The organism is Aromatoleum toluclasticum ATCC 700605 (assembly GCF_000378245.1).
Lineage (GTDB): Bacteria > Pseudomonadota > Gammaproteobacteria > Burkholderiales > Rhodocyclaceae > Aromatoleum > Aromatoleum toluclasticum.
The window spans coordinates 103,571-121,314 of sequence record NZ_KB899507.1; the positions used below are offsets into that span (position 1 = coordinate 103,571).

Genomic DNA, 17,744 nt, shown 5'->3' on the forward strand with positions numbered 1-17,744 from the left:
ACTACGTGAAAAAATTCATATTCGATGCGCGCATTACCGAGCTGATCGCGGTTAGGCGAGGGCTATGTCATGAATCACAATCCGTTTGGTGCAAGTCGATTGCCCGCCCGAGATCCGGATGAGCGGTCTCGGACTCAAGGCGCCCCGATGCCGTAGCGCTTGAGGCGCGCCGCGATCGCCGTGTGCGAGGTCCCGAGGCGTTTCGCGAGCCGGCGGGTCGAGGGGTACTCCCGGTACAGGCGTTCGAGCAGAGTGCGCTCGAAATCGGCAATGGCGGATTCGAGCGTGTCGACGCCGTCGGTCGCGGGCGCGTCCGCAGCACGCACGGACTGCGCGAGCTCGAGGTCGTCGGCGGTGATGATGCTGCGTTCCGCCATGGTCACAGCGCGGAAAATGACGTTCTGCAATTGCCGGATGTTGCCCGCCCACGCGTTGGCGAGGAGCGCCGCGCAGGCGTCCTGGGCAAGCCGCATCGAAGGGCGCCCGGCCTGGGCGCAGGCGCGGGCGAGGAAGAGTTGCGCGAGGGGCAGGATGTCGCCCGGGCGTTCGCGTAGCGCCGGCATGTGCAGGTTCAGGACGTTGAGCCGGAAAAGCAGGTCCTGGCGGAAGTGGCCCGCGGCGACCATGTCTTCGAGTGGCCGGTGGGTGGCGCTGATGACGCGCACATTGACCTTCAGCTCGCGGTCGCCGCCCACACGACGAAAACTGCCGTCGTTGAGGAAGCGCAGCAGCTTGGCCTGCAGATAGGGAGACATCTCGCCCACCTCGTCAAGAAACACCGTGCCGCCGTCGGCCAGTTCGAGCAGACCGGGCTTGCCGCCGCGCAGGGCCCCCGTGAAGGCGCCCGGGGCGTAACCAAACAGTTCGCTCTCGGCGAGGCTCTCCGGCAGGGCGGCGCAATTGAGCGCGAAGAAGGGCTGGGAGCTGCGATTGCTGCCGGCGTGGCAGGCATGTGCGAGCAGCTCCTTGCCGGTGCCGGTCTCGCCGGTGATCAGCAGGGGCGCGTCGACCAGCGCCATGCGGGCGGCACGTTGCTTGAGCTGCTCGATCTGGGCCGAGGGGCCGACGATGGTGTCGAAGCCGCCTGCCCCGTAGTTCTGCAGGGCGCTCAGCCGTTCGCCCATGCGGCTCGGCGCGTGCAGCGTCAGCACCGCGCCGGCGGCCCGGCCGCTGCTCTCGTGCAGCGGGAGGGTTTCGAGCATGAAGGACTCGCCGTTGAGTTCGATCTCGCGCACCGGCAGATGGTAGCCCTCGACGACGAGGCGTTTCGCGAAGTCCGCGTCGCCGAGCAGTTCGGCCATCGACGTCCCGAGCAGGGCCAATTCGCTGAGGCCGCTGGCGGCGACCGCCGCGCCGTTGGCGATGACCACCGCCCCGACCGCGTCGATGGCGAAGACGGGATCGGCCTGGGACGCGAGCAAGGCTTCCAGATAGAGGCGCCGCCGGGCGCCGGGGAGCATGTCGACGACCTCGACCGACCTCACCCCCTGCACGCGGCGCAGGCGCAAGAACGTCGCCTCGTCGAGCGTCGGTGCCTCGATGTAGATATGCGGCGGTTCGACTTCCACGGCCGTGACGTTGACGTCGCGACTCGACAGTACCGCGAGGAGTTCCTGTGCGATGCCGACCCGGTCATCGAAGAAGACGACGATGCGCATGCGAAGTGTCACGAATATGAAACAGCGTTACGAAAACGATACACCCGCAGTTACGCCTTGTAAATCAAGCTTCAAGGCGATTTCTTGAAGGGCGCGAGTCGCGCTATGGAACGGAATCGTTACACTACCACATCCAGCCGAGCGAGCAATCCGGATAACCAATTGTTCCATAAACACTTTTTTTTCTGGCATCGCCCTTGCTAACTGGCGGGGGGCGGCCCGGTTCGCAGCGGCGACCGACCGGCGATCCACTCGCGAGGAGACCAAAACAATGACTGAAATCATCAACACGCTTAACGGCTACATCTGGAGCCCGGCGCTGATCTATCTGTGCCTGGGCGTCGGCCTGTACTTCTCCATCCGCACACGCTTCATGCAGGTGCGCGGCTTCAAGGAAATGATCCGCCTGATGTTCGAGAGCAAAAGCTCCGACGCGGGGGTTTCGTCCTTCCAGGCCCTGACGATGTCGCTCTCGGGTCGGGTCGGCACCGGCAACATCGCAGGCGTCGCCACCGCGATCACCTTCGGCGGCCCCGGCGCGGTGTTCTGGATGTGGATGGTCGCCTTCCTCGGCGCCTCCACCGCCTATGTCGAATCGACGCTGGGTCAGATCTACAAGGAGAAGGATGACCAGGGCCAGTACCGCGGCGGCCCCGCCTATTACATCGAGAAGGCGATGGGGCAGAAGTGGTACGCGTGGATCTTTGCCGTCTCCACCATCATCGCGACCGGCCTGCTGCTGCCCGGCGTCCAGGCCAACAGCATCGCCGCGGGCCTGAACAACGCCTGGGGCATCGACACCGCGGTCAGCGCCACGGGCATCGCGATCCTGCTGGGCTTCATCATCTTCGGCGGCGTCAAGCGCATCGCGCAGTTCGCCGAGATCGTCGTTCCCTTCATGGCCCTCGCCTACATCCTGGTCGCGATGGTCATCGTCTTCCTGAACATCGACCAGCTGCCCTCGATGATCGCGCTGATCTTCAAGAGCGCCTTCGGCTTTGAAGCCGGCTTCGGCGCGGTGCTCGGCATGGCAGTGCAGTGGGGTGTGAAGCGCGGCGTGTATTCGAACGAAGCCGGCCAGGGCACGGGTCCGCATCCGGCCGCCGCAGCCGAAGTCTCGCACCCGGCCAAGCAAGGCTACGTGCAGGCGTTCTCGGTGTATATCGACACCCTGTTCGTGTGCTCGGCCACCGCCTTCATGCTGCTGTCGACGGGCATGTACAACGTCAAGGCGCCTGACGGCACGATGCTCGTGAATGGGCTGCCGGGCGTCGAAACCGGTCCCGCCTACACGCAGGCCGCCGTCGAGACCGTGATGCCCGGCTTCGGTGCGAGCTTCGTTGCGCTGGCGCTGTTCTTCTTCGCCTTCACGACCATCGTGGCCTACTACTACATGGCCGAAACCAACATCGCCTACATCAACCGCAAGGTGCATCGTCCGTGGCTGTCGTTCGTCCTCAAGCTGGGCATCATCGCCACCGTCAGCTACGGCTGCGTGAATGGCGCGGGCACGGCGTGGGACCTTGGCGACGTCGGCGTGGGCCTGATGGCGTGGCTGAACATCGTTGCGATCCTGATCCTGCAGAAACCGGCTCTCGTCGCGCTCAAGGATTACGAGATGCAGAAGGCCGCCGGCCTGGACCCGGTCTTCGATCCGGAAAAGCTCGGGATCCGTAATGCGGACCACTGGAAGCGCCCCGCCGGCAACGTCGCCGATGTGCGCCGGCCGCACGCGCAACCCGCGGACCATGTGCCTGTGGGCCTCGAAGTGAGTCCCGCCGCGGCGCGCGACTGAGCGTCCCGCCCTTTCGTTCTCTCAACCCGTCGCAAAAGCGGGTACTTCCCCGGGGCTGCCTTATGGCGGCCCCTTTTTTTGCCGTGCCAGGCAAGACCGTCAGCATCGCGTGCGGACGGGAAGCGGGAGGCGCAAACGCACGCGCAAACCCTCGCCGCGGTGGACAACGGATCGGCGCGTTCGAGCTTTCAGGAGCGAGGGACTAGATCATCATCCCCACCGCCGCACCATGCCGTGTCGCCTCCGCGAGCCTGCGGGGCACCCATGCGCCGCCGGCGAGGAACACCTGGGGAATGCAGCCATCCGCCTTGAGGGCGTCGTAGAGAGCGGTTTGCTGCACGGACCCGTACATCAGCACCACGCTATCGAAGCCCGCCTCGCGGTAGATCCGGTCACCCCAACTCGAGACGAATTCCAGCGCGTCCGCGGAGATGCCGCGCAGGATCAGGTTGGGATGCACCTTCACGCCACAGCGTTCCATGCGCTTCAGCACCATCCCGATCGAGTAGCGCGCGACTTCGCTCGCGAGATGCACGGATTTGTGGAAGATCTCGACCTGCTTGCCCTGCTCGGCGAGGTATTCCGCGACGCAGGGGGTCTGGTAGTAGTCTTCCTGCGAGACGATCGCGACGCGCTGGCCCGTCTTCGCCCGCCCGCGCAGCACGTCCCAGCCCTGCACGACGTGAGGCATGTCGATTCCAGGAACCTCGGTCGGCACGCGTGGCAGTGAGCCGGTGGCGATCACGACGGAATCCGGCTTGAGCGCCCTGATCGCGGCAAGGTCCGCCGTGGTCTCGAGGCGCACTTCGACACCGAGGCGCGCGAGGGCGTTTTCCTCGAAATAGACCTGATCCTCGAACGAGTCCCGCCCCGGCGCCTTCGCGGCGAGAAGGAGTTGGCCGCCGAGACGCTTGCCCTGCTCGAGCACAGTGACCTTGTGGCCGCGCAGCGCGGCGACCCGTGCCGCCTCGCAGCCTGCAGCACCGCCGCCCACGACCACGACGTGACCGGGCTTGTCTGCGGCGCGGAAGTCGGCCTCCCACTGAAGTTCGTTGCCGATCATCGGGTTGATCGAACAGGTGGGCGTATAGGGGATATAGGCGGGCTCCGAGGCCTCGTCGATGCAGCGCGTGCAGCCGATGCAGCGGCGGATCTCCCCAAGCCGGCCTTCCTTCGCCTTGATCGCGAAGTCGGGATCGGCGATGCCGGCGCGCACCATGCCGACGAGGTCGCAGAAACCGCCCTTGATGAGCTCTTCGGCAAGCACGGGGTCGTTGATGCGCCCGGTGAAGAGCACCGCGATTTTCGGGTCGAGGTCCGCCAGGTCCGCGCGCGCCGCCTTGCCGAACTCGCGGTACTCCGCATGCGGATGGTAGGACGAAGGCACGTAGGACGGAGCGCCCCAGCAGTGGCCCACGTCGAGGTCCACGAAGTCGAGCAGGCCCGTCTCGCCGATGTGATACAGCATCTCCCGGAGCTGCATGTTGTCGTAACCGCCCTCGCGGGATTCCTGCCCATTCACGCGGATGCCGACGGCCATCGTGGAGCCGACGCGCTCGCGCACGCGCTTCAGTGCTTCCACAACGAAGCGGATGCGCTCGGCCGGCCCGCCGCCCCATTTGTCGGTGCGGCGATTCGTGACCGGGGACAGGAAACTGTAGCCGACAGTCTCGTGCGCGCAGTGGATCTCGACCGCGTCCGCCCCGCTCGCCTTCGCCGCCGCGGCAGCATCGGCATAGCCGTCGAGCAGGAATTCGATTTCGGCCTCGCCGAGCACATGCGGCGTATAGTCCTGCGCCCCCACGACCGGCACCGGGGACGGCGACCACAGTGCGTTGAGGTGCGTGAGCTGCACCACCACGACCGCACCCTGTCCATGCACTTCATCGACGAACTTCTTCCAGCCTTCCAGGAAGGCCGGGTTCTGGTGCGCGGCGAAGCGGCAGCCGAAGCCTCCCTTCAGGGAGACCTCGTCGGGCGCACCCGGCGGCAGCGGAACGTTGAGCAGCCAGGTCTCGCTGCCGATCCACCCCGTGCCCCCCTTGGCCTTTGCGCCATGGTGGGCGATGAAGTGCTCGTCGATGAGGCCCGGCGCGCGCGAGGAATTGATCGTGTTGGTCGTCTCGCAGATGCGGTTCGGCACGCGCATCGGGCCGACCTGCAGCGGCGAGAAGAGGTGTTCGAAGTTCACGGTGCTCATGGCGAGCGTCTCCAATGGAAAGCGACAGCGCACGAAGCCGGCCGATGCTGCCGGCGAGACGCCTCAGGCAGCGCTGGTCGGCGAGATGATCACGACGCCGAAGGGACGGTCGGTCTGCTGCTGGAAGAAGCCCCAGGGCGGGAACAACGCAGTTAGGCGCGGCCACAGCGCCTTGCGCTCCTCGTCGGTGGCGTCGCGGGCCACGGCAACGGACTTGTTGCGGTCGAGCTGCACCCAGCAGTTGGGGTTGGCGGTGACGTTGAGGTACCAGGCCGGCGGCTCGTCATAGCCGGCGAGCGAGGCGACGACGACGACATCCTTGCCGTTCTGCAGGAACACCAACGGGGTGGTGCGCGGCTCGCCCGATTTGCGGCCGAGAACCGTGAGCAGCAGGGTCGGGAAACCCGACGGCGAGCCCTTGCCGGAAGCCCAACCGTCCGGGTTCGCGAGATAGCGGGCGACATCGGCCTTCGCATCGCCGCGGATGCGCTCGAGCGAGGCGGTAGCGTCCTTGATGGCCTGCCAATCTTCGTCGGACATGTAGTCCGGCTTCACCATGGTTTCGCGATTTTGCGTCGACATTGCTGGAATTCCTTCGGTAGACGATCCGCGGTCCAGTGTAGAGACGGACCGCGCCGCGCTTGCTGCGGTACGGCTTCGGATCCGGCCGATCGCGTCTCATTTGCGGACAGCGCGGGGCGAGCCTCACGCGTGGCGGGTCAGACGCCGCGCGAGCACGATGCCGGCGAGCGAAAGCACCGCCGCGACATTCCCGACCATGCCGAATCCGACCAGGCTTCCATCCGGGCCGATTTGGATGACCGCCCCGCTGAACATCGCGCCAGCCCCCATGCCGAACTGGGTCGTGACGCCATTGAGCATCATGAAGGCGCCGCGTACCGGGCCCGGAGGCAGTTCGGCCAGGATCGCCACCGTCGGCGCCCAGCGCGCGTAGACGAAAACGAAGAACAGGCTGCTCACGCACAGGGCGCCGGCAAGCGGCAGCGCGGGCGCGTGCGTCGCGAGGACAATGCCTGCGGCGGAGAGGAGACCGGTCACCGCAAATACCGGAAAGCGGCCGTGGCGATCTGCAAGCCGTCCGGCGAGGGGCGTCGTGAAGAAGCTGATCCCGCCCGCGAGTAGGTAGATCCACGGCAGCCGCGTCTCGGCAATCCCGACGTTCTTTACCCAGTACGGCGCGATATAGGCGATCACGGCGTAGCAGGAAGACGTCACGAGGAAGGTCAGCACGAATCCGCCCAGGGCACGACGGCTCAGGATGTAGCGGAAGGCCCCATGCGTCGGCGTCCCCGGCGCATCCGGAAGCGCGGAGCCGCGTCGTGGCGGCAAGGGTGGCAGGTGGCGCAGGAGGCCGACGACAACCCAGAGCGACACGAAGACGACCGCCACGAAAGGCGCCTGCCACCCCGAGGCGGCAGCCAGCCATAGTCCCGCGGGCACCCCAATCACCGCCGACAACGCGTGGCCGCTCATGACGCGCCCAATCGCACCCGCGCGCTGGCCGGGCGGCGCGACCTCGGACACGAGGGACTGGATCAGCGCTGAAAGCACCCCGCCGCTCATGCCCGCAAAAGCGCGTGCCCGGACCAGTTCATCGAGGCTTCCGGCACTCGCTGTCACGAGGAGGGAAATCAGGAAGGCGACGTACACGGCACACAGCACGCGCCCGCGGTCGAAGCGGTCGATGAAGGTGCTGACGAGCACGCCCGCGACCGCCGCGCTTGCCGTGTAAGCGAACACCAAGCGCGCAAGGTCGGCCGGCGCGGCTCCAAAGGCGTCGAGGAAGTGCGCGCCGAGCGGCATCATGACCATGAAGTCGATCAGATGCGTCATGTGCGCGGCGCACAGGACTGCGACGAGCCGGTCCTCCTTCAAACCTCCCCCGCTACCCGATGCCGCCGCGCGGCGGCATCAGCACGTACTGGCTGGTCTGCACGACGTCGATCTTGTCCATGTCGATGAAGCGCGCGCAGCTCTCGCGCATCGCAACGACGTTGCGGCGGAATTTCTCCTCATCGCCCGCAGCGTCGTAGAAGGCGCGGATGTTTCCCGTCGCCTCCGGCGGGAAGCCCTCCTCGACGATCGCATCGTACGGCGGGGCACCGGCCGTGAGCGCACGCGTGACGACGTTCTGCACGTAGAGGAAGGTGTCCTGCGTATCGATGGCGATCTGGGTGTGCGAACCGAGCCACACGTCGAGCCAGGCTTCGCGCTCGATGCGTGGCGGACGGCGGAACAGCGCCACCTGCGCGAAGCCGGCCGTACGCTCGCCGCGCGAGGGGAGGAAACGCGTATTGCGCATCGGGCGCGACTCGGTCACGAGCCAGGCCGCGAAGCGCTCGCACACCGCCGCGACAGCGTCATCGACCGGTTTGCGCTGGGCGGAGTTGGCGGAATCGACCCACACCGAGACGAATGCGTCCATCGGCACCGGTAGCGCCTGCACCGTTGGGGCCGCGCCCGCGGCGTGTTCGTCGGCGACGTTCAGCTGGGCGCCCAGAGCGCCGAGGGCGACGAGGCGCGGCGCGAGTTCGCTGTGCAGGCGCTCAGCGAAGGCCGCCTTGTCGGCGCCTTCGCCGCGCCAGAGCGCGTAGATGATCTTTTCCATGGATCAGCGCAGCGGCGCTCGCTTGGTCGGCTCGATTCCGGTCAGGCGCGCGAGGTTCAGGCCCAGGATGTTGGCCTTGTCCTGCTCGGTGACCTGCGCGTAGCCCCACTTCTCCTGCAGCTCCTCCGGCATGTCGAGGTTCTTGATGTAGTCGGTGACGCGGCCCAGGTCGTCGAAGGGCAGGTCGAAGCCCAGCACGATCTTCTCGGACGTCATCCACTGCAGGGCCGTACCGATGGTGTGATAGCCGCGGTAGGGTGCGCGCTGGAACCAGCCGATGATGCCCGACAGGCTCAGGTAAAGGTTCTTGTGCTTGCCACACAGCCCGATCAGTTCCTCGGAATGCGGCCAGCCGGCGTGGTACGCGATGATCTTGAGATCCGGGAAGTCGAGCATCACGTCGTCGAGCTGGGACGGATGGCAGCGGTTGCTCGGCTGCGGGCACACGTAACTCATGCCCGTATGCACGGTCAGCGGCACCCCCAGCTCCACAGCCTTCTCGTAGAAGGGCCACAGCCGCTTGTCGTTAAGCGGGCCGTCGTCCTCGGGCGTGTACAGCTTGCACAGCTTCGCGCCGCGTTCCTTGACGAGGTATTCGAGTTCCCAGTTCGCGTGCTTGATGCCGCGCTTGATGACCGGGCCGACGTTGGCCTCCAGGTACATCCGGTCCGGATAGGGCTCGATCTGCTGCATCATGAAACCGTTGGTCGACATCGATACGGTGCCGCCCGTGATGTCCATCATCGGCTCGCGCAGGCAGAAGGCGACGTCGACGCTGGTCTGGTCCATGTACTTGATCAGTTCGCTCGCGATCGGCTGCGGCCATTCGCTGTCGAGGTCGCGGCCGGCCCACGCGCGCAGCACGCCGTTCACGCTGTCGTGGAAGTGCTTCATGCCGGGGTAATAGCCGATTTCACTCATGGTCTGCAGGTTCATGAAGTGAAACTCGGTCATTGCGACGAAGTAATCCTTGCTCATGCTGCGGTCTCCTTCCCTGGTTCGTGGCGGTGTTGGTTTTTCAGCGACCGACGTATTCCGGCTTGCACTTGGCGGCGAAGGCGCGAGGACCTTCGCGCGCATCCTCCGACGCGAAGACGCGCGCGGACATGGTCTTTTCGAGCACGAAGGCGGGTTCGTTGTTGAGTGCCCGCAGCGCGATCTCCTTGGCAGTACGCACCGCCAGGGGGCCGTTCTCGCAGATGCGTTCGGCGTAGGCGAGGGCCTCGTCGAGCAGCCGCTCGGCGGGCACGACCTTGTTGATGAGGCCGATGTCGTACGCCCGTTGCGCATCGATGGTGCTGCCGGTCAGGAGCATCTCCATCGCGATCGCCCACGGGATCTGCTGCGGCAGACGCACGTGCGAGCCGCCGGCCGGAACGACTGCCCAGCGCACTTCGGCGAGGCCGAACTTCGCGTGCTCCGCGGCAATACGGATGTCGGTGCCGAGCAGGAATTCCAGCCCCCCGGCCACACAGACGCCATTCACCGCTGTGACGATGGGTTTGTAGACGTTCTGGAACGGGCGCTTGGCCGGATCTTCGTAGCCCAGCGCGTCGCCCTCGTTGAGTGCCGGCAGCGCCACTTTCAGATCGAGTCCCGTGCAGAAGGCGCGGTCGCCGGTGGCGGTGAAGATCGCGCAGCGCAGATTCGGATCGTTGTTGTAGTCCTCGAAGGCGGCCTCCAGGCCGATCAGCATCTCCTTCGTCAGCGAATTCATCGCCTCCGGCCGGTTCATGGTGATGATCGCGATACGGCCGCGTTTCTCGTAACTCAGGCTCGCGGGCAAGTTCAGGCCCATGTTGGTGTCCCCTTGTGGATGTCCGGGTTGAGGTTCATGGCGCCACTGCGGCGCGACGGAATACGGGCAGCGTCAGTCCGTCACTGATCTGCTGGAAATCGACCTCGACGGGCATGCCGATCTGCAACGCGTCGGGGGGGCAATCGACGACGCGCGACAGCAGTCGCACGCCCTCCTCCATCTCGACGACGACCGGCGCGTACGGCGTCGCAGCGCCGAAGGCCGGGTGCAGCGCGCGCACCACCTCCGTCCAGGTGAAGACCGTGCCGCGCCCGCTCGAACGGGACCATTCCCATTCCATCGAGCTGCAATGCGCACAGATCTCGCGCGGCACGTGCCGATGGCGGCCGCATCTGGTGCAGCGCTGAAAGCGCAGCTCGCGGTCGCGGCACCAGGCGTAGAACTGGCCATGCAGCCCCGTGAGGGCGGGCATGGGTTTATCGTTGGGAGTCGCTTGTTCGCTCATGGCACTTCTCCAGGGATTCGTCAGCGCCGCAGCACGGCGATGCTGCCGTCGCCGAAATCGCCCCAGCCGGTCACGACGCCGATCTCGGCGTCCGCAACCTGCCGCGCGCCCGCCTCGCCGCGCAGTTGGCGGACCGCTTCGACGACGTGCGCGATGCCCAGCACGTGCGCCTGCGAGAGCAGCCCGCCGTGCGTATTCACTGGCAGGCGGCCGCCCAGCTCGATGCCGCCGTTCTCGACGAAGGCACCGCCTTCGCCGCGTTTGCAGAAGCCGGCTTCTTCGAGCTGCTGAATGACCTCGAAGGTGAAGCAGTCGTAGATCTGTGCGAAATCGGCGTCGGCCGGGGTCACGCCGGCTATCCGGAAGGCCTCCGGTGCGGCGTTGGTGAGACCGGTGCGATGGAAGTCCGCGCGGTTGGTGATCTCGTCGGCGGGATAGGGCTGCCCCGCCGCCGCGCCCATGATGTAGACGGGCTTCTGGCGCAGGTCGCGCGCGCGCTCGACGGTGGTGACGATGAAGGCCGCTGCGCCGTCGGTCTCGACGCAGCAGTCGAGCAGGCGGTAGGGCGAGGCGATCATCGGCGAGGCGAGATAGTCATCCATCGTCAGCGGCTTGCCGTGCATCAGGGCGGCCGGATTGAGCTGCGCGTGCTTGCGCATCGCCAGCGCGACCGCGCCGAACTGCTCCGCGGTGGTGCCGTATTCGTGCATGTGGCGGCGGGCCATCAGCGCGTACCACTGCGGCGGCGCGGTGAGGCCGAAGGGCATGTAGAAGTCGCGCGCGATCTCGCCACCCGGAATCGAATTGACGTCGGTGGCCGCCGTCTCGCGCACCCGAGCGCCGGAGTAGCCGTTCCAGCCGCCCGGGACCATCACGTAATCCGCCGCGCCGCTCGTGACCGCCATCGCCGCCATGCGCAAGGAGCCGACCGGCGCCGCGCCCCCCATGTGCAGGGTGGCGGCGAAGCGCAGGTTCTCGCAGCCCAGGCTCGCGGCGAAGGCTTCGGCCTTGCCGACGTTCGGAAAGGGCAGGATTCCGTCGATCTGCGCCGCCTTGAGGCCGGCATCCTCCAGCGCGGCCACCGCCGCCTTGAGCTGGATGCCCATCTCGCTGAGCCCCGAACCGGGCTTGCGACAGAAGGGAGTTTCGCCAACGCCGACGATGCAGGCCTTGTCCTTGAACATTCGCCAGCTCTCCTACTTGTCCGCGGGCGCGTGCTGCGCCTCGTAGTCCGCGATCAGGCCGCGCCGTGCTTCGGCCTCGCGCTGCCGGAGGTCCCAGAAGCGCGCCTTGCGCTTGGCGAGGAAGGCGGCCCCGCCCTCCTTGCCTTCGGGCATGTCGAACCAGTCCGGATACATGGCTGCCGAGGTCACGCAGGACTCCTTGTAGCCGTCCATCTCCTGGTCGAAGGAGGCCTTGAGCACTTCGAGGCAACCCGGGCTCACGGCGAGCAGCTCCTCGCACCAGCGATCGACCTCGCCCTCCAGATCATCGAGCGGCACCACCGTATTGACGAGGCCCATCTGCAGGGCTTCAGGCGCCTTGTACTTGCGGCACAGCATCCACATCTCGCGCGCCTTCTTGGCGCCGACGACCTTGGTCAGGTAGGGCACGAAGAAGCCATCCGCCGGGGACGAGACGCGCGGGCCGGCCTGACCGAAGATGGCGTTGTCGGCGGCGATCGTGAAATCGCAGCAATACGCCATGTGGTTGTGGCCGGCGATGCAGTAGCCCTGCACCTGGGCGATGATCGGCTTGCGTGACAGTCGCATCAGGCGGTTGTGCGGGTAGCGGTTGTAGAAGGCTTCGCGCAGCCCCCAGCGCTCCCACTCCACGTCGCCGCCGGCGCCGAAATGCTTGCCCTTGCCGGCGATCACGATCACGCCGATGGCCGGGTCGTGGTTCGCGTCGTAAAAAGCCCGGAACATCTCGTCGACGGTCGCGAGCGTCAGCGTGTTCATCTTGTCGGGCTTGTTGAGCGTGATGCGGGCAATCCCGCCGCCCAGCTCGGTATGCATCTTCTTCTCGTAGAGGATCTCGGCGAAGTCGTTGAGCCCCTCGCCCTCCACGACACGCCAGCCGCTCCAGGGGGCGGTCGGCACGTTTTCATTCTTCATCAAGTCGTCTCCAGGTGCGGTGGCGTGCTCAGGGAATCGCGCGCCGGGTCTTCAGCGCCTCGATTTCGTCCCACTCGTAGCCGAGCAGGTCCATGAGCAGCAGTTCGGTGTCCTGCCCGAGTTGCGGGCCGAGGCAGTGGATCTCGCCGGGCGTCTTCGACAGCGTCACCGGCAGGCCACGCACGTCGACCTCGCGCTGAACCTCCTCGCAGTACGCCTTCATGAAGTAGCCGTTGCGCCAGGCCTGCTCGTCGCGCACCACGTCGGCGAGGTTGTTGACCGGGGCGGCGACGACCCCCTCGGCAACGAAGGCCCTCATCAGCGCCTGATGGTCGTGCCTCAGCGTCAGCGCCTCGATCGCCGCGATCAGCGCTTCGTTGTGCAGGGCCCGAAGGGCGCTCGTGGCGAAGCGCGGGTCGGCGTGCAGGGAAGGCGCGTCCAGCGCACGGCACAGCGCGGCAAAATTCGCGTCCTCGTTCGGTTCGCAGACGTAGACCCACTTCCCGCTGGTCGGATACAGGTTCCACAACGGGTTCTCGACCGCTTTGCGGGAATGCTGCAGGGCCGCGTCCTGATTGCCAGCGAGAAAGGATTGCAGGTACGGCGCCGCGAGAAAGAGCTGCGCGCCGTAAAGCGATGCATCGAGGTACTGGCCGCGCCCGGTGCGGCGGCGCTGGTAGAGCGCCAGCGCGATACCCAGCGCGGACATGATCCCGCCGTAGGCGTCGCCCGAGCCCATTCCCAGGTACACCGGCGGCTCGCCGGGCTCGCCGAGGCGGGCCATCGCGCCCGTGAGCGCCTGCACGGTCATGTCGAAGGACGGCTTCGACACTCCGCCGAAGCGCCCGTAACCCGTGTTGGTGGCATAGACCAAGGCCGGGTTGATCGCGGACAGCTTCTCGTACGACAACCCCCAGCTCTCCAGCATTTCCGGAGCGAGGTTCGACAGGAACACGTCGGACTTCTCGACGAGCCGGTACAGGATCTCGCGCCCGCCCTCCGTCTTGAGGTCGATCGCCATGCTCTTCTTGTTGCGGTTGATGACCTGGAAGTACTGGTTCCAGTCGCCCACGGGCAAGGACTTGATCGAGCGCACTCCCCGCCCCTGGTCGCCGCCCTGCGGCCGTTCGACCTTGATGACCTCCGCGCCGAAATCGGCCAGGTACTGGGCCGACACCGGCCCCTGGAACCACACGGTGAGGTCGATGACCCGGATTCCTTCCAATGCTTTCGCCACGAGCGTTCTCCGTTCCCGTTTGCTATACGTCAGACGAGCACGCGATCCGCGCGCAATTGTTGGATGGCCTCTTGCGGGTAGCCGAGCAGGTCGGCGAGCACCTGGGGCCCGTGCTGGCCGACGCAGGGCGCAAGGCGGTCGAGGCGCGCCGGGCTGTCACTCATGAAAATCGGGAAGCCGAGGCTCTTCACCGGCCCGAAACTGGGGTGGTCGAGTTCGAGGATGTAGCGGTTGGCGAGCACCTGCGGATCGTTCGCCGGGTAATCGAAGCGCTCGATGACGTCCGCCGACATCTGCTTCTCCTGGAACACCTGACGCCAGTGGCCGCCGGGTTGCTTGCCGAAGGCGGCTTCGAGTTCGCGGATCAATTCGAGGCGGTTCGTCTCGGTGCGCTTGTCGTGCGTGTCGAAGCGCGGATCGTCGGCCGCGATACTGACCGCCACCGAGAACGCCGGCCACCAGCGGTCGGTGTCTGGCATCGTGAGCGTCACCCAGCGACCGTCGGCGCTCGGATAGAGCGAGCCGGACATGGGGTTGGAGACGTCCATGCGGGAGATCGGGTTAAGGAAGCGATCCCCTTCGCCGATCGCCAGGAAGGCCTGGATATCGAGCGCACCTGCGTACATGTTGGCGCCGAACAGCGACACATCCACCTCCTGGCCCTCGCCCGAGTCCTGCCGGTGCAGCAGCGCAGTGACAACGCCGAACGCCAGCATCACCGTCGCGTGCATCGCGCCGGCGCCGGTGTAAATCGGCGGCTGGCCGGGCTGCGGCAGGATAGGCATCATCCCCGTGCGCGCCGCCGCGAGCTCGTCGATCGGCGGCAATTCGGCATCCGGCCCCTGCGGACCGAACCCGGAGATGCGCCCGAAGACGATGTCGGTGCGCAGCGCGGACGCTCCCGCGTAATCGATCCCAAGTGCTGCCAGTTCGTCCCGCTGCCAGTCCGTGACGATGACGTCCGCCTTGGCGACGAGCTGATGCAAGAGCGCCGCCCCCCGCGCGGAGGCCGGATCGATGGCAAGGCTCTCCTTGTTGCGATGGATGAGGTCAACCTCGTGGTTCCAGCGCCCGTCCGAAGAGGTACGTACGGGCGGCAGGTCGAGGCGGATCACACGCGCCCCGAAGTCGGCGAGGAAGGCGGCAGACAGCGAGGTGCAGAACTGCCGGGTCAGGTCGAGAACGACGACATCGTCGAGGGCGCGGCTCATCGGGAGTCCTTGTGACGAGTTCGGATGTGCGGGGCGAACTTCACCCCATGTCGAATCGAGTTTATCGACCCGGCTTTCCTCGTCGGGGACGCCAGCGAGTCATTTCCGGCCGATGGCGGATCAAATGCGGCCGGGGCCGAAAACGCCTCGCGGGGCGGGGTCTGCGGCAATGCAAAGAGGGCCCGCAGGCCCTCTTCGAACGCCGACTCCGGCATGACGGTAGCCGCCTTGCTCATGGGGTCGAACCCGACACCGCGAGACCGCTCCGTGGGTGCCCTGTCAGCAGGCCGCCCACCCGACGGATCGCCAACATCGCTACAAGCGTCGTCGCGCACACGAACAGCAGCGCATAGCGGAGGGACTCCGCGCCGAACCGCGGCTGCAGCCCGTCACTGAACGCGCCGATCAGGAGGGGCCCCACGCCGACCCCGAGCAAGGTCGTCAGGATCGTCAGGAAGGCGAGCGCGACCGCGCGCTGACCGGGCGCGACCAGGTGGGTGATGAAGCTGTACGAGGGCGCGACCCACCACACGGAAAAGAAACCGTTCAGCCCGCACCACAGCATCGCGGTCGGCACGGCGACCGAACCGGCCCGCAGCAGTGTCGCGTGCGGCCATAGCAGATAGGCGGCCAGCGAAACGACCGCAATGCTGTGCCCGATCAGCGGAATTCTGAGGTGCCAGCGCGGGCTGCGATGCGTCAGGCGGTCGGTCAGCCACCCGCTGAAGAGCATGCCGACGCCGGCCGAGGTGCCGCCGACAAGGCCTGCGAGGAGGCCGGCGTTCTGCAGCGACAGGTCGTGGGAACGCACGAGGAAGGTCGGATTCCACATGCCGTAGGCGTTGGCGCCAAGCGTCGTCACCGCGCTGGCGAGAACGAGGTAACGATAGGGACGGCATGCCCAGAGCTCGCGCAGCGTGCCCCCCATTCCCGGGGAGGCCGTTGCGCCCGCATGGCCGCCATCCCAGACGCCGCGCCGCGGCTCGCGCACGGCAAACGCGAGCAGCGCGGCCACCGGCAGGACCGGCAGCGCCAGCACCATGAAGGCCGTGCGCCATCCCCATGCCCCGACCATCCACGCCCCCACACTGAGGGCGATGATCGCAGCGAAGGTCGGCGCGGCGGTGAAGCAGCTGATCGCGAACGAACGGCGCTGCGGAGGATAGAGATCCGCGATGATCGACAACGAGGCTGGCGTCGCCGGCGCCTCGGCCACCGCCACGGCCATGCGCGCAAGAACCAGCAGCCCGAAGCTGCCGGCGAGACCGCACAGCACCGTCGCCACGCACCACATCAGGCCCGACACCGCGAGCAAACGCACGCGCGAGACCCGATCGGCGATGCGCCCGGCGGGCAGTCCCAGCAACGCATACACGCCGGCGAACGCGAGGCCGGAAATCAGCCCCATCGCCGTGTCGCTCGCGCCGAACTCGCGCTTGATCGGCTCGATCATCACCGCCATGATCTGCCGCCCGACGAAGTTGTCGGCATACATCAGCGACAGCAGCAGGAGCAGCGCGTGACTGCGCCAGCCGGTCGTCGGATTGGGCGTGGCGCTCACTGGCTGCTCTCCTTCGTCACGGGGGCGCGCCCCCGGCCTCTCACGCGGCGGCCCGCGCCTTCGCCAAGGTCATCGCGGTGTCCTCGATCATGTCTTCCTGCCCGCCGACCATGCCGCGGCGCCCCATCTCGACGAGGATCTCGCGCGCCGGCACGCCGTACTTCTTCTCCGCGCGCTTCGCGAACAGCAGGAAGGAGCCGTACACCCCCGCGTAGCCCAGCGTGAGCGCGTCCCGGTCGATGCGGATCGGGAAGTCCATGATGGGCACGACGAGGTCTTCGGCGACGTCCTGGATGCGGAACACATCGACGCCGGTGTCGATCCCCATGCGCGCGCACACCGCGACGAAGACCTCCATCGGCGTGTTGCCCGCGCCAGCGCCGAGGCCCGCCGCCGCCGCATCGATGCGATTGGCCCCCGCCTCGATCGCCGCGATCGAGTTCGCGACACCCATCGCCAGGTTGTGATGGCCGTGGAAGCCCAACTCTGTCTCGGGCTTCAGCGCCGCGCGCACCGCGCCGATGCGGGCCCGCACGTCGTCCGGCAGCATGTAGCCCGCCGAATCGGTGATGTAGATGCAGTTCGCGCCGTAGCTTTCCATCAGCTTCGCCTGCGCGACGAGCCCTTCCGGGCTGTTCATGTGCGCCATCATCAGGAAGCCGACGGTGTCCAGGCCGAGCTTGCGGGCCATCCCGATATGCTGTTCGGAAACGTCCGCCTCCGTGCAGTGGGTCGCGACACGGATCGTCGACACGCCCAGCTCGTGCGCCATCTTCAGGTGATCGACCGTGCCGATTCCAGGCAGCAGCAGCGCCGACACGCGGGCACGCTTCATCAAGGGCACGACCGCGGCGAGGTATTCCTCGTCGCTGTGCGCCGGGAAACCGTAATTCACCGACGAACCGCCGAGGCCGTCGCCATGCGTGACCTCGATCAGCGGCACGCCGGCCTCGTCCAGGCCGCAGGCGACGGTCTTCATCTGTTCGAGGGTCATCAGGTGACGCTTCGGATGCATCCCGTCACGCAGCGTCATGTCATGGACAGTAATCTTCTTGCCGTGCAGATCCATGGC

The 17,744-nt window shown here is 66.7% G+C and carries 15 protein-coding genes; 1 reads left to right on the forward strand and 14 read right to left on the reverse strand.

Annotated elements, in window-relative coordinates:
* Nucleotides 1–134 precede the first annotated feature (134 nt).
* Entirely contained in the window at nucleotides 135–1,658 is a 1,524-nt protein-coding gene (locus F464_RS0122530; protein ID WP_018992127.1) for a sigma-54-dependent transcriptional regulator, read from the reverse strand.
* 271 nt (nucleotides 1,659–1,929) lie between these two features.
* On the opposite strand from F464_RS0122530, the gene F464_RS0122535 reads away from it, so the two are divergent.
* Entirely contained in the window at nucleotides 1,930–3,453 is a 1,524-nt protein-coding gene (locus F464_RS0122535; protein WP_018992128.1) for an alanine/glycine:cation symporter family protein, read from the forward strand.
* Nucleotides 3,454–3,655: 202 nt separating this feature from the next.
* Here F464_RS0122535 and F464_RS0122540 read toward each other — a convergent pair whose 3' ends face one another.
* The 13 genes from F464_RS0122540 to dmpG all read right to left on the reverse strand — a co-directional run bounded on the left by F464_RS0122540 (nucleotide 3,656) and on the right by dmpG (nucleotide 17,741).
* Nucleotides 3,656–5,653 carry an oxidoreductase gene (locus F464_RS0122540; RefSeq protein ID WP_018992129.1) on the reverse strand — a complete coding sequence of 666 codons (1,998 nt, stop codon included), beginning with the start codon at nucleotides 5,651–5,653 and terminating at the stop codon, nucleotides 3,656–3,658.
* Between the two features lie 63 nt (nucleotides 5,654–5,716).
* Nucleotides 5,717–6,235, reverse strand: coding sequence for a nitroreductase family deazaflavin-dependent oxidoreductase (locus F464_RS0122545; protein WP_018992130.1), 519 nt, complete (start codon nucleotides 6,233–6,235; stop codon nucleotides 5,717–5,719).
* Nucleotides 6,236–6,358: 123 nt separating this feature from the next.
* Nucleotides 6,359–7,549 carry an MFS transporter gene (locus tag F464_RS29350; protein ID WP_018992131.1) on the reverse strand — a complete coding sequence of 397 codons (1,191 nt, stop codon included), beginning with the start codon at nucleotides 7,547–7,549 and terminating at the stop codon, nucleotides 6,359–6,361.
* 10 nt (nucleotides 7,550–7,559) lie between these two features.
* Nucleotides 7,560–8,282, reverse strand: a complete 723-nt coding sequence (locus F464_RS0122555; protein WP_018992132.1) for an EthD domain-containing protein — start codon at nucleotides 8,280–8,282, stop codon at nucleotides 7,560–7,562.
* Between the two features lie 3 nt (nucleotides 8,283–8,285).
* Nucleotides 8,286–9,260 carry an amidohydrolase family protein gene (locus F464_RS29355; RefSeq protein WP_018992133.1) on the reverse strand — a complete coding sequence of 325 codons (975 nt, stop codon included), beginning with the start codon at nucleotides 9,258–9,260 and terminating at the stop codon, nucleotides 8,286–8,288.
* Nucleotides 9,261–9,300: 40 nt separating this feature from the next.
* A complete protein-coding gene (locus tag F464_RS0122565; RefSeq protein ID WP_018992134.1) occupies nucleotides 9,301–10,080 on the reverse strand; it encodes an enoyl-CoA hydratase-related protein in 780 nt (259 codons plus the stop codon).
* A 34-nt stretch (nucleotides 10,081–10,114) separates the two neighbouring features.
* A complete protein-coding gene (locus F464_RS0122570) occupies nucleotides 10,115–10,546 on the reverse strand; it encodes a Zn-ribbon domain-containing OB-fold protein (protein ID WP_018992135.1) in 432 nt (143 codons plus the stop codon).
* 20 nt (nucleotides 10,547–10,566) lie between these two features.
* Nucleotides 10,567–11,730, reverse strand: coding sequence for a thiolase C-terminal domain-containing protein (locus tag F464_RS0122575; protein WP_018992136.1), 1,164 nt, complete (start codon nucleotides 11,728–11,730; stop codon nucleotides 10,567–10,569).
* Nucleotides 11,731–11,742: 12 nt separating this feature from the next.
* Nucleotides 11,743–12,663, reverse strand: coding sequence for an enoyl-CoA hydratase-related protein (locus F464_RS29360; RefSeq protein WP_018992137.1), 921 nt, complete (start codon nucleotides 12,661–12,663; stop codon nucleotides 11,743–11,745).
* A 28-nt stretch (nucleotides 12,664–12,691) separates the two neighbouring features.
* Nucleotides 12,692–13,900, reverse strand: a complete 1,209-nt coding sequence (locus F464_RS0122585; protein WP_018992138.1) for a CaiB/BaiF CoA transferase family protein — start codon at nucleotides 13,898–13,900, stop codon at nucleotides 12,692–12,694.
* A 29-nt stretch (nucleotides 13,901–13,929) separates the two neighbouring features.
* Nucleotides 13,930–15,111: a CaiB/BaiF CoA transferase family protein gene (locus tag F464_RS0122590; RefSeq protein ID WP_018992139.1), complete on the reverse strand. Its 1,182-nt coding sequence runs from the start codon at nucleotides 15,109–15,111 to the stop codon at nucleotides 13,930–13,932.
* 232 nt (nucleotides 15,112–15,343) lie between these two features.
* Entirely contained in the window at nucleotides 15,344–16,672 is a 1,329-nt protein-coding gene (locus tag F464_RS0122595; protein WP_018992140.1) for a spinster family MFS transporter, read from the reverse strand.
* Between the two features lie 40 nt (nucleotides 16,673–16,712).
* A complete protein-coding gene (gene dmpG, locus F464_RS0122600) occupies nucleotides 16,713–17,741 on the reverse strand; it encodes a 4-hydroxy-2-oxovalerate aldolase (protein ID WP_018992141.1) in 1,029 nt (342 codons plus the stop codon).
* Nucleotides 17,742–17,744 lie beyond the last annotated feature (3 nt).